This is a genomic window from Virgibacillus salexigens (genome assembly GCF_014905415.1).
Classification (GTDB): domain Bacteria; phylum Bacillota; class Bacilli; order Bacillales; family Amphibacillaceae; genus Virgibacillus; species Virgibacillus salexigens.
In genome coordinates this window covers 1,403,043-1,416,313 of sequence record NZ_BNEO01000001.1, presented here as the reverse complement: position 1 = coordinate 1,416,313, position 13,271 = coordinate 1,403,043, and the positions used below count along the sequence as shown (strand labels likewise).

9 protein-coding genes are annotated in these 13,271 nt (G+C 32.6%); 5 read left to right on the top strand and 4 right to left on the bottom strand.

The window, feature by feature from the left end; all coding sequences use genetic code 11:
- Window positions 1-528 precede the first annotated feature (528 nt).
- Window positions 529-924, bottom strand: coding sequence for a hypothetical protein (locus JKP73_RS06440; protein WP_200411022.1), 396 nt, complete (start codon window positions 922-924; stop codon window positions 529-531).
- 62 nt (window positions 925-986) lie between these two features.
- On the opposite strand from JKP73_RS06440, the gene JKP73_RS06435 reads away from it, so the two are divergent.
- Entirely contained in the window at window positions 987-1,232 is a 246-nt protein-coding gene (locus JKP73_RS06435; protein ID WP_200411021.1) for a hypothetical protein, read from the top strand.
- A gap of 196 nt (window positions 1,233-1,428) precedes the next feature.
- Here JKP73_RS06435 and JKP73_RS06430 read toward each other — a convergent pair whose 3' ends face one another.
- From JKP73_RS06430 to JKP73_RS06420, 3 genes are all read right to left on the bottom strand, one after another.
- Window positions 1,429-3,249: an ATP-dependent helicase gene (locus tag JKP73_RS06430; RefSeq protein ID WP_200411020.1), complete on the bottom strand. Its 1,821-nt coding sequence runs from the start codon at window positions 3,247-3,249 to the stop codon at window positions 1,429-1,431.
- A 1-nt stretch (window position 3,250) separates the two neighbouring features.
- Window positions 3,251-5,251, bottom strand: coding sequence for an ATP-dependent nuclease (locus JKP73_RS06425; RefSeq protein ID WP_200411019.1), 2,001 nt, complete (start codon window positions 5,249-5,251; stop codon window positions 3,251-3,253).
- A gap of 180 nt (window positions 5,252-5,431) precedes the next feature.
- Window positions 5,432-7,768, bottom strand: a complete 2,337-nt coding sequence (locus tag JKP73_RS06420; RefSeq protein WP_200411018.1) for a DUF2726 domain-containing protein — start codon at window positions 7,766-7,768, stop codon at window positions 5,432-5,434.
- Window positions 7,769-7,947: 179 nt separating this feature from the next.
- Here JKP73_RS06420 and JKP73_RS06415 point away from each other — a divergent pair, with 179 nt between their 5' ends.
- The 4 genes from JKP73_RS06415 to JKP73_RS06400 all read left to right on the top strand — a co-directional run bounded on the left by JKP73_RS06415 (window position 7,948) and on the right by JKP73_RS06400 (window position 13,233).
- Complete coding sequence (locus tag JKP73_RS06415; protein ID WP_200411017.1) at window positions 7,948-8,694, top strand: hypothetical protein; 747 nt, start codon at window positions 7,948-7,950, stop codon at window positions 8,692-8,694.
- 840 nt (window positions 8,695-9,534) lie between these two features.
- Complete coding sequence (mqo, locus tag JKP73_RS06410) at window positions 9,535-11,037, top strand: malate dehydrogenase (quinone) (RefSeq protein WP_200411016.1); 1,503 nt, start codon at window positions 9,535-9,537, stop codon at window positions 11,035-11,037.
- A gap of 305 nt (window positions 11,038-11,342) precedes the next feature.
- A complete protein-coding gene (locus JKP73_RS06405) occupies window positions 11,343-11,717 on the top strand; it encodes a DUF956 family protein (protein ID WP_038241779.1) in 375 nt (124 codons plus the stop codon).
- A gap of 547 nt (window positions 11,718-12,264) precedes the next feature.
- Window positions 12,265-13,233, top strand: coding sequence for a mannose/fructose/sorbose PTS transporter subunit IIA (locus JKP73_RS06400; protein ID WP_038241781.1), 969 nt, complete (start codon window positions 12,265-12,267; stop codon window positions 13,231-13,233).
- Window positions 13,234-13,271: the final 38 nt, after the last annotated feature.

The window sequence follows — 13,271 nt, the reverse complement described above, 5'->3', positions numbered from 1 at the left end:
ATTACTATGAAAGTAAAAGAAGGAGAAACGGACTTTGCTGTGCTTCTAATATGTATATAGGGAGGTATTTAATTATGGGCTTTTGTTATACCAAAATAAAATAGCCTATCGTATTTTAGACTAGACTATCGCTATATTTATTAAATTGTCACATTAACTAAAGCAGTCCGATTATAAAAAAGTCTGTTATTCATTCGTTGATTTCCACTTCTGTAGAATAATGTTCAGGAAAGGTCTCCCAAAAGTCGGTAATTGCATCCACGTATTTATTTTAAGGGCTTTAATTTTGACGAAGCACAATTTCTGTATTTGTAGTTTGCATCTTTATAGGCATCTATCTTCAGCCAATGAAACCTAATAAAATAGACTACATTCTGCTGAAAAATTTATCACATATTTAATACTAATCTCTTAATTAATTAAAAAAGGACTACCAAATTCACTTCCAATTTGGTAGTCCTTTAAACCTGCTGATATTAATTGTTACAATAGGTAATAGTAACCTATAGGAAGCACTGGCTTCCATTATTACGCTGAAATTGAATGGATAATTTCCTCATCATTAAAAAGATAAATAACATCTTTAATTTCGCGCTCTTTTGGTTTAGTCCCTTTAGTGATATGAACTTCTTTAATAATACTATGAAATAACAACTTCTTTTCTTCATCGGAGATAATATTTATAAAGATTTCTAAATGGTCAGTTACATATTCGACATTGCTTTTAACATTTAAGTTGTTTTGTAGGTTAATTTCTTGATTCAATTTTTCTAATTTAGATAGTGTCTCTTCTTCTTCCTTTTCTAGCTCACCAATAGCGTGTAGGTATAGAAAAAGAACAAAAATTATTAACAAAATTACAAAATGCTGCGATTGTATATAATGAACAAAATAATCAGTGGAATTACGTTGGAAGTTCGCCAAGTATATCGCTTAGTAGAGAAGTTCATAAAACAATAAAACTTCTAAAAGTAGATAGACCATTTGTGAGTAGAGAGGAAAAACATCAAAGGACAAACAAGAAGGAGCATAATGATAAGAATTACGAATTATACGCTAATTCTATTAGTGTAGATTATTCTTTATTGAAAGAAAAGAAAACCTTTTTTTTAACTGAAGAAATGTATAAAACATTAAAGGCAGTTAGTAAGGAAAGATCTTTAAAAATCAACGTTCTTATCGATGTTTTATTATCCAAGGGATTAGAATACTATAATTTTGATCAAAAGTAGTTAACTGATCAAAGTTATAAATTGAATTTATTCAAATATTTTCGGAAAAATTATAGTAAATAAAAATATAGATTAAACGACCACTCTTGTAATGTGAGTGGTCGTTTTTTGGGTAAGCAGGTAGTTGTTTATAAGTAACACGTTTTATAAAAGAAACAGACGGGCTTTTACTCGCTTGTCTGTTTCGCTAAAAGTATCAATTTAATATATGATTATTTATATGTCTACTTTGATATAATTCTTCCCAAAACATTGATGGTTGTGGAAAGAAGGTCTTTAAACCATATCTAGTCATTTTTGTGAATTTCTTTGAGCGGAGTAAATAGCAAACACGTTTAGCTCGTGAAACACAAACAAAAAATACTCGTCGGTCTTCATTTAATTTATCAGGGTCATTTTCATTTAAATAAAAAGGAAAATTACCTTTTTCCATGCCCAGAATAATTACAACTTCAAATTCTAATCCTTTTGCACTGTGTCTTGTTGATAAAGTTATTTGATTAAGTGGTTTTCCGAGATTAGAAAATTTGGAAACATCATAGTCATGGAAATTACCATCCTGTGATACCTCAAGTAATATTTTCAGGTTATCTATTTCATCAGGATATACATTAGAATCATTTAAAATTGTATAAAGCTCTAGTTTCTGAATAATATAGCTTAGCCAATTGTTCAAGAAATTTAAATGAATGGTACTATTAGTTAGTATTGTAAATAGCCTTTTTCTTTTTACTATTAATTCATCAGAAGAAAATACCTGACTATGCTTTTGTAATAGAGTGATCCAGAATTCAAATAATCTAGTGAATGACTCACTTGAGTTTGAGACCGTCCATGCTGCACATTTTTCTAACCAGATTACAATATCACTACGTTTGAAATCAAATTTCGAAACATAGTATGGTATATTCGCATCATTTAAATATCTACTCATATTTCTAATTTGTTTTGCACTTTGAAAAAGGATGCAAATCTCTTCTAAAGGGATACCTTTTTGTTTACAATCAGGGATTATTTGATTTATTATTTTTTGATATTGGTCTTCTAGTTCTTCTTCACAAGTTATGAAGTGGAACTCAGCTTCTTTATCAAATGATGAACCAGATGAATAGTTACGCCCTAGCTGATTTAAACCTACTACCGATGCATCAATAATTTCTTGATGGCTTCTATAATTAACCTTTAATTCAACTGGCTTGATATTTGGATTATTAAATAATTCATTTAAATAATCAGGAATTGCGCCATTAAAGCTATATATAGATTGATCAGGATCACCTACTGCAAATATTTTAATATTGGTTTTGTTAAATAGGGAAAGCACCATTTCATGTAACGGTTTACCTAAGTCTTGATACTCATCTATTAATAGCCACGGAAATTTAGCTTCTAGACAATTTCTTACGTACTCTTCATTCTGTATAAGAAGCGTCGCGTATTTTACTATGTCGATGAAGTCTACCATACCCATACTGTGAAGTTTCTTTTCATACTCTTTTGCAACATTTAAAGCTATGTCATATGGTTCAACTTCTATTGAACTAATACCGTCGATATTTAAAGTTCTTTCTTTATCCATTTCATTAATTTTTACTTCTTTTGGATTGTAATTTAATTGAGATACAATTTTAGCGAAAATTTGCCTTTTTTGTTTTTCTGTTACAATCTTTAATGGCATGGGAATATTATAATCATATAAATGTGCAAATGGGCTGATAACTTCAGCGATACAAAATGCGTGAACGGTTCCAAGGAATACATTGTTTCTTTTACTATAACCTAGCTCAGTTAATCTTTTGGTAAATTCTTTAACAGCTTCTTTATTATAGGTAATACAAGCCAATCCTCTTGGTGGAGTGATATTTTCATTTAGTAATCTCATAATTTTTAATGTTAGAACTGTAGTTTTTCCACTACCCGGCCCCGCTTTGACTACTGTACTTATATTAGATTTAAAAGCAGTGAATTGGTAAGGATCATTTTTAATTTGTTCAAGTTTGTTTAAATAAGTTTCCATACTAATCTTCCTTATCCACCAATTTATAAATAACGTCAATTGCATTTTTTATATAAGGGGGAATATGTTCTTTTTGGCTATCAATTGATAGACGCTGTGCGAATCTACCTTTTCCAACTCTATTATTACTATTTTCTATTTTTCTCAAGCAGGACCAATACTTTTGATCGATTAATTCATTTTGGAAATTTTCTTTTTGTTTATCTCCACCTACAGTCAAATCATTAAAAATATTACAGATAATGATGTTACATTCATCGTTACCTGAACTAGCAATCATTATGTCAATTTCCATAGTGTATTCACCAATATAAAAACCAAATTCGGAAAAAAGGTCATCTTGTTTATTATGGTCTTTAGGTATTTTAGATTCCTCAATTTTTTGTAAATTAACTAATAAATCTCTTATTCGGTCATTTCCTAGATATCCAAATTTTGAATAGGAATCTTCATGCATAATATGAAACTTTTTATTTATTTCATTCTCGCCAACTTTCTCTTCAATATAATAGTCGCCGTCAGTTATTGCAACATAAGGGATTCCTAATAAATCAAGAAATTTTACAAAGGGCTTAAAGTTAGTTGAGTTAATATTGCAGCAAATAATTCCTTTTAGATCTAACGGTTTCCCTATTAATTCAGCAAACTTAGGTATCAAATATTCTTCTGCTATACCTTCAATTAAAATAACACCTTTTCCAAAATATAATTCCCCGCGCTTAACATCTATAAATCTCTCAAGATCTTTTATTTCTTTTGGGGTCAAATCCAAATTGGCTGTTGTGTGAATTTTTGTACCATGTATAGTTGTGCGTAAATGGACAATAGAATCTAGTGGTGCAACTGACGTTATGTATGGGGAATGAGTTGTCATCAACACAGATGTATTATTCTTCATCACATCCTTGTAAATGATTCTTTGAAAAGTAGGATGTAAATGAGCTTCAGGCTCTTCAATAGCGAGTATCGTAAAACCTTCATTATCAGAATGGTAATTATCCATAAACCTATATAAATCACTTAATTCTTGCTTATCTATATCTTCTTTTAAGAGATAATTCCCTTTAGAACTTTTAACATAACAATCGGCTAATATTTTACTATCATTCTCAATAATCAGTTCATCATAGACATCCTTTTTTAATAAAGTAGGAATTGTTTTATCTTCTAGAGCTAAAAGAATTAAAGAAATATATAATATATTATTTATTCCAAGACTTGTCTCACTTGTTGGCCTTTGTTTTTCTTCACCAACCATTAACTTTAGAGTGTTTAAAATACGGTTTGGATCAACGTCAACGGTTTCTAAAGATATTTTTGAATAAGGTTGCGTACCTAGAACATCTATAAATCTATTATTAATTTTTGACTCAAGATCTACTAATTCATCAATAGTTAAAATGTCATTGCTTTGTTCTTTTAGCTTTTCAGCTATCTCAGAAAGTTCCTCTTTTTCAATTTCATATTGTTTTAATAATTTATTTATAGGTGATCGACGAGTATTTTTCATTTCGTTTTCTACATCACGTATTGCATTGATAACTTTAAAATTTAAATATTTTCGATGACTATGATTAAATGGTATTTCTGGTCTATCTCCCTGAAAGATTGTATATACGTAATCAGTAGTATTAGGGATTGGATGATAATGGTATGTTAAACGTAAGGTAGCTGGATTAGTTGAGATTGTAGCATCAGAAAGCATCGATAATACAGTTTTGTTATGTTCATAACTTTTTATATCAATAACTATCTCTATTACTTCACCGTTATTCATAGGGTCTTCTAAACCATCATAAAAATCAGATTCATTTAAATACCGATCTTCATCAGATAGTTTAGGATCCAAAATAAGTTGAATTGCCCGTAATAAGTTTGTTTTACCTACATTATTTTCACCTATTATTACTTGTTTGTGACTCAATGAAATATCCTCGTGTTTAAAGTTTCTGAAGTTTTTTATCTTAACTCTAGAAATATATGGCGAATTTGGTGTTTCCATTAAAATTCCTCCTATCTTATTATCTGAAAATGCCGTCTTGCTAGTAATTATAACGTAGATTTCATGAACAATGGGATATATTGCAAGTTAAAACCCTATTTGTTGAAGTAAGTAGAAATCAAAATAAAAAAGCCAAAACCATGACAATCTGTGGTTTTGACTTGAATAGCCGATGGACATTTAATTAAATATAAAACGAATTGAGTTTAATGATGGATATTTATCGTACAGTCCAGCTTTTATATCTTCCTTACCGTATTCTAAAACTTGTTCCAAACTTTTTGGAATATAAAATTCTACTTGTGCGTTTGATTTATCTAGTACGATATCCTTTGTTTCTTTGTAAATCATATCTCCAACAAGTTGTTTCCAAATTATATTTATCTGTTCTTTTGAAGGTAAATCAGTGTAAATACCAAAACTTTTTAAATCAAATTCTTTAAGAATATCATGGATGTCATCCTCCTTTTGTGTTTGTAATAAGAATTCTTTTGTAGCTTGCTTAACTTCTTCTCTTAAACGGTCATTGTCCATAGCCGAATTAAATCTAATTCTAATTAAAGGTAAACCACTAGTGTTAAATATTGTGTTTTTTTTAATTGCATTGTTAGCTCCGTAACTTTCATCTTGAAAGGAGCTATCTTTTTCTATACATAAAATCGGTAGGTAAGTTGTATTGTTAATTATTGCAAAGTCTACATGAGCTTTAAACATATATTCAATAATATCAGGGTCTAAAAATTGTTTTACTTTATCTACATCAATAATAGTTTTTAAATCCATATTTGGAAAAACTAACTGCTGAGGAAACAATTCTATCAGTGCTTGATAAAGTTTAATCTCCGATTCATGGTAAAAGATAGGACGGAAGAGTTTATTTTTACTAGATCTGACCACCTCACGTTCAATTTTGGGATTTATATAATCTTGGATAAGTTTATATATGGTAGTATCTAGGGTATATCCTTTAGAATAATCGAAAAAAGCAAGCTCTAGATCTAATAGCTTGTTTATATTCTTTTTGTAAAAATTATAATCTGTAAGTTTTGTAACCGATTGAATCAATTCATCTGTAACAACTCCGTCACTGGAAAGTTTATAAATCGAAAATAATATATTGCGCTGAAGTTTATTGATTTTCTTAAAGTATCTATCTTTGGCTTCCTTTGGTCTCTGCTGTTCTTTTTCAATTAATCTCTGGACGTTTTTCAGGTTGTGTTGAATTTTTTCATGGTTTGGATCTAATAGTTCTCCTTGTTTTAATAGAGAGAGAGCTTCATCTAAATTATTTAATTCCTCATAATATAAAACTGCTAAATTATTAATAACTGATAAATTTTCAGGTTCTTTCTGGTAGATACTTCTATAAAGTTGAATGGCGTCGGATATTTTTCCGTTTTTGGAGTGAATATATGCCAAATAAAATGGGTCTTCTTCTTTGATTCTTTTCTGGACATCAGACTTTAGCCACTCATTGTAAATTGATAATGCAAGGCGGTAGCCTGAGTGATCACCCAATTGAACAAGGACTTCAAATATATTGTTAGCTGTTAGGTATTTACTATCACTTGTAAAGTCTAATAAAGGAATTAAGTATTTCTTTTTCTCAATTTCTTTTAAGAAAGAATGAACGCTAGCTTTGTCAGTTAAAGCTTCAAAAATACTATTGATGAAATTATTAAGCAAACTTTCATATAATTCAAGAGAGTCCTTCCTTATTTCTCTTATGTATTTTTTGAAGTTTGATGGGTTGGTATAATTATTTTTGAATAACTCGGTAGATTTTTTTAGAAAAGGGTGGGGAAGTTTTTCATAAATAATCTGTAATGAATTGTTTAATAGATTTGTTTCTCCGATACCTATGATTTTATAAATGTTCATCAAATTCTCTAGGTAGTTTTCAAAAACGTCATCAACTGGGAGATCAACTACATTACCGATTTGCTCAGCTGTGTTAGCAATTATATAGAAACTCCACCCAAAAAAGTCAGCAAGAGGCATATGGGCTTTCCATAATCGATTGAAGATGTTCCATTCTATTCTAAAATGAACGTCTTCATTTAATTTACCAAAAGTATATTTTGCAAAGCACTCTACATCTTCTTCTGATAAATCACCTTGTTGACTTTTTACAAAGCAATTAAGTACAGCAGCATATAAGAAAATAGGATCATCTATTTCCTTATTTCTAGCTACTCTTGTTATGTGATCTATGTTTAACCATTTTAGTATAGACATTGCCTCTGTATATTCTTCTCTAAGAGTAAAAAAAGTCGCTGTATATAACGAGTATGATAATATATCAGAAAAGTCTTCAGCTCTTTCTTTTATTGGAATAGACATCAGTTTGTTGCAGAAGAATTGAACAGACTTGTTATTAATTTTGTTAAATGTATTATATGATTCATTATCTTCAGTCATCAAAAATAACAAGTCAAAAAGTCCAACTAATGATTCTGGTTCTTTATAGTCACCCTCGACAATTTCTTCCCAATTTATTACCGGAAAATAACTCATATGAAACACACCCTTGTGATTAGTAATATAAATAATTCTATCACATACAAGTAAATTGTAATATTATGTTAAGATGCATATATTAAATTGTGAGAAACAGTTGAAAAAAGAAGAATAAGACTATCATCTCACCTTCGCTACTCTTTTTTAAAAATATGGTTAAGAGGAGGGGATATTAAATGACTTTGCATCATTCTTTAGAATATTACCTAAGAACAGGATACTTACCTATTCTAGATAGATATAGAATAGAGGATATTAATTCTGAATATGGTTGTTTTATAGGAATAGACGTTTGTTTGCCACTTTATAAAGTATTGAATATGGAGGCTCAAAGTTTAGAGGGTACATGGAATGAAGTTAATGATTATGTTGCTAAAGCTTTCCAAATAATTACTGATGAGTATAGTGAAGAACTAGGAATTGAGGAAGAGGAAAGGTTGAGGGATGTTGATAGAGAGATTATTCGTGAAATTGAGCATCAACTAAAAACGCCTCCTGCTGCATGTTATCCTTTATATTTTATATCAGCTGGTGATGATAAAGATGAAAAACTTGTTTATGTTGGAAAAACCTCTTCAAAAATACATCGTTTTTCAGTCGGCCATAGTGCAGCACTGAAACTTCATGCACCTGAATATGATGGGCTTTCCAAACATATATATTTTGGTACGGCTGTATTCCTAGACGATGAAAAAAACTATATGCCCTTAGAATTTATACAGCCATATAAAGAGGCTAAAAGTCTTTTAAGAAATTTAGAAGCTGGGTTAATTTACAATTTAATGCCTGAATTAAATACTGTGTACTTAAACAAGAATTATGCCCACATGGATATGTTTGTAAATATTGAAAATCATTCTAGAAGACAGCATCTACGAAGACAGCATCTACTTAATAACTGGCAAATCTTTATTCATAAGTAAGTTTTTAATTACCTTCGAAATAATAAGTTGTGATTTATATCTAAGATTTTAGACATAAGTAGGACGTTAAGTTAAACTACTCCTGAAATTTCACTGCTTAATCTAGATATGAAAAGATTATACTTAAATTTTTGAGAGAAAAAATGAAATGCACAAAAAATGCACAAGTTTTTTTAATTCCTTATAATTAAAGGGATTGTAGAGTTATTTCGACCCCGACCACCGGTTTCAAGTTATAAATAGACGGTAAAATGAGTAAAAACTTATTCGGGTAGTTTGCCTACCTATAATAGATTAGTTAAGAAACAGCATTGGGAGTCCATTCATTTTTCTCCCAATAGCTGTTTTTTTGCCTCTTAAATCACCACGGTGAACCGTATCGTAAGTGATTGTAAAAAAAGAAAAGAAGTGTTTGTTGAAGGTGATTTAATGGTGCATCTTAGGGATTAAGAATATAAGGATTTTCCGTTACCATGAGTAAATACCTCGGTTAACGGAAAATCCTTATATGGTAAGCAATTGATATGAACAAGTATCTTCATTACAAACGGATATAAATGAAGGTAATAACCACAAAAACCTCTTTCACTAAAAATTTACCTCGTGTATTAATTGCTATTTATGTTCATCGATAAATTAGTAATATTATCTAGCTCAAAATCTTGTTCACTAATCATCCTCTTTATCAAATAAAATTTAAATATTTGTTTAACAGTGGTAAGCTAGAGAGTGGGTTAAATATTTCTGGGAAAGATGTTTAACGAGATAAGTCTTGTCTAGGGGAAAGTTCAACAAGAGCGATTACATCTTTTCTGTTGAAAATAGGGAGAATGAATAGGAATGAGCAAAAACTATACGAAAACAGATGTAATGTTAATTGGTGCAGGTATCATGAGTGCAACGTTAGGGTCGTTGTTAAAAGAATTGGTACCAGAATGGAACATCAGGGTTTTTGAAAAACTGGAAAGAGCAGGAGAAGAAAGTTCAAATGTTTGGAATAATGCAGGTACTGGTCATGCTGCATTGTGTGAGCTGAACTATACGCATGAAAAACCTGATGGCTCGATAGATATGACAAAAGCAATCAAAGTAAACGAGCAGTTCCAGGTTTCAAAACAATTTTGGTCTTACCTCGTAAACAGCAATCTGATACGTAATCCAAAGGATTTTATTATGCCTTTGCCTCACATGAGTTTTGTTCAAGGGCAGAAGAACATAGAATTTTTAAGAAAGCGCTACAAAACTATGTCAGATCATCCGTTGTTCCAGGACATGGAGTTTTCCGATGATCCAGAACAACTTAAGAAGTGGATTCCACTTATGATGAAAGACAGGGTAACGGATCAGCCGATAGCAGCAACAAAGATTGATTCTGGCACAGATGTCAATTTTGGTGAAATAACGCGTAAAATGTTTGATCACTTAGAACATCAAGACGTTGAAGTAAACTACAAACATACTGTTGAGGACATTCAACGGTTGAGTAACGGTTCATGGGAAGTAAAAGTCCATGACATCGATAATGGGAAAATCGAGTACCATACGACCGATTTTCTTTTTATTGGCGGGGGCGGAGGTAGTCTGCATTTACTGCAAAAAACTGGTATTCCTGAATCGAAGCATATTGGTGGCTTCCCTGTAAGTGGACTATTCATGGTATGTAACAATCAAGAGGTGATCGCAAAGCATCATGCAAAGGTGTATGGTAAAGCTAAGGTCGGAGCTCCACCGATGTCTATGCCTCACCTTGATACGAGATTTATCGACCATGAAAAATCATTGCTTTTTGGACCATTCGCAGGCTTTTCCCCGAAGTTCTTGAAAAAGGGATCAATACTAGATTTGTTAACCTCGGTTAAAACGGATAATCTCGTGACGATGTCAGCGGCAGGTGTAAAAAATGCTTCCTTGACTAAATATTTGTGTGAGCAAGTGATATCTTCCAAAGAAAAGCGCATGGAAGAATTACGAGCGTTTATTCCGGATGCTAAAAGTGAGGACTGGGGTCTAGTAGTAGCAGGACAACGAGTGCAAGTTATCAAGGATACGGAGAATGGTGGTAAAGGAACACTACAATTTGGTACGGAAGTTGTCAGCTCTGCTGATGGTTCGGTAGCTGCCTTACTAGGAGCTTCTCCGGGGGCATCTACTGCGGCTCATGTCATGCTCAAGGTTATCGAAAAATGTTTCCCTCAACATGTTAAAGACTGGGAGCCGAAGATAAAAGAGATGATTCCTTCATATGGTGTCTCACTAGCGGAAAATCCAGAGCTTCTTCAAGAAATTCATACTTCAACAGCACAGATACTTGGACTTAGTGCAAAAGAAAAGGTGCATAGTTAACTGAAACAAGGATTTACTCTGAAATTCTGATAACAAATACAATATAAACACAGAACCTTGATCTGTTTTAAGATTAAAGGTTCTTTTTGATGGTGGATGTGTTTGAAATTATCTACATAGGAAATTACTTTGTCAAAATAAAACTTGTTCATAAAAGATTCATTAGATATAAACGAATAGTTGATAGAATACAGATTGTTAAATAGAAGTCCACAGTTAACAGACCTCTCTATCCCTAGTATTTTTTGCTTAAAGTGTTTCAACGTGTATAATAATTAGTAAGCGGAAGAAAAGGAGTATATCAAATGGTTCAATCAATCAATACAAAGGTCGATTTAGTAATAGATGCGACTTCACATATAAATGTTTCAGACTATGGTCAGATTATGATTGGAGATAAAGGGTTTGAGTTCTTCAATAAACGCGATACGCGCAAGTTTATTCAAATTCCTTGGGAAGAAGTGGATTACGTAATCGCTTCCGTCTTGTTCAAAGGGAAATGGATCCCGCGTTATGCGATCCAAACGAAGCAGAATGGAACATTTACATTTTCTTCTAAAGATCCCAAAAAAGTATTTCGGGCAATGCGTGAATACGTTGATCCCGATCATATGGTCCAATCATTGGGTTTCTTTGATGTAATCAAACGCAGTGTGAAGAGTAAATTAAAAAAGGAATAGAAACTGTTTTTTCTGGTTTTCATGTGTACGAAAGCAAAGCGTTGTTCGGAAGGAAACAGAGCATTGCCGGCTGCGCAATGATTTTATAAAAATGATAGAAGAGCAGCCGGCGGTTGTATGGGATAAGTATGGTATGAATGTTAATAAACGGTATCTGTGTTAAGATTAAGTGGTCCTAGGCAGGAAGGGGACCGGATATAGTCAAATAACCTCTTGAATCAGGGGGACGGCTGTGATATAATTTCTGCAGGGATCTTTAAAGTGTTTTTTGCTTATTTTTAGTGGTTTTATAAAAGCGTTTTCAATATAAAATTATATAGTTGTCTCCATTATTTTTACGTGTTACTGATTCGATCAGGCATGAGTGAAAGTATTGATTAAACGAAGCATAAGGGACCTTCTATACCCCTGCCTTCATTTGATCTTATTTTTACTCATGCCTTTTTTAATTTTTTTCAGGAGAGTGTAATCGCTTTAGATAAGCTGATGGAATATACTTTAGGGGTTTGCTACGTAAGCTTTACCAATAAAAATAGGAGGTAAGAAGATGGTAGGAATTATCATTGCTAGCCACGGTGAATTTGCCAATGGTATCTTGCAATCTGGAGCGATGATCTTTGGAGAACAAGAAAATGTAAAAGCTGTTACATTGATGCCGAGCGAAGGACCCGATGATGTAAAGGCAAAAATGAAAGAAGCAATTGCCTCATTCGACAACCAAGACGAAGTATTATTCTTAGTCGATCTTTGGGGTGGAACTCCTTTCAATCAAGCAAATGGCTTGATGGAAGCGCATGAAGATAAATGGGCAATCGTTGCTGGTGTCAACTTAGCAATGTTGATCGAAGCTTATTCATCGCGCTTTTCCATGGACACCGCACACGAAATTGCTGCACATATCTTGGGCACAGCAAAAGAAGCGGTTAAGGTGAAACCGGAAGAATTAGAACCAGCAGATGCTGGTGCAACAGCTGATCAGTCAGTAAATACAGGTGCCCCAGGAAAATTTGAGTATGTGTTAGCGCGTATTGATTCTCGTTTACTTCACGGGCAAGTAGCAACTGCTTGGACAAAGAATACATTGCCTACACGTATTATCGTGGTATCGGATGAAGTCGCGAAGGACGAGCTTCGGAAAAAATTGATTCAGCAGGCTGCTCCTTCGGGTGTAAAGGCACATGTTGTTCCAATTAATAAAATGATCGAGCTGGCAAAGGATGATCAACATTTTGGCGGACAGCGCGCGTTACTTCTTTTTGAAAATCCAAACGATGTACTTAGAGCAGTTGAAGGTGGCGTTCCGTTAGAGACAATTAATGTTGGCTCAATGGCGCACTCACCTGGTAAAGTTCAACCGAATAAGGTGTTAGCCTTTAGTCAAGCGGATATCGATGCGTTCACTAAGCTAAAAGAAGCTGGTTTGAAGTTCGATGTACGTAAAGTTCCCAACGATTCACAAGGTGACATGGATGAAATTATCAAAAGGGCTCAAGCAGAGCTCAGCAAACAGAAATAATCCTAATTATCAAAAGAAGGAGGATGAGTCATCATTAT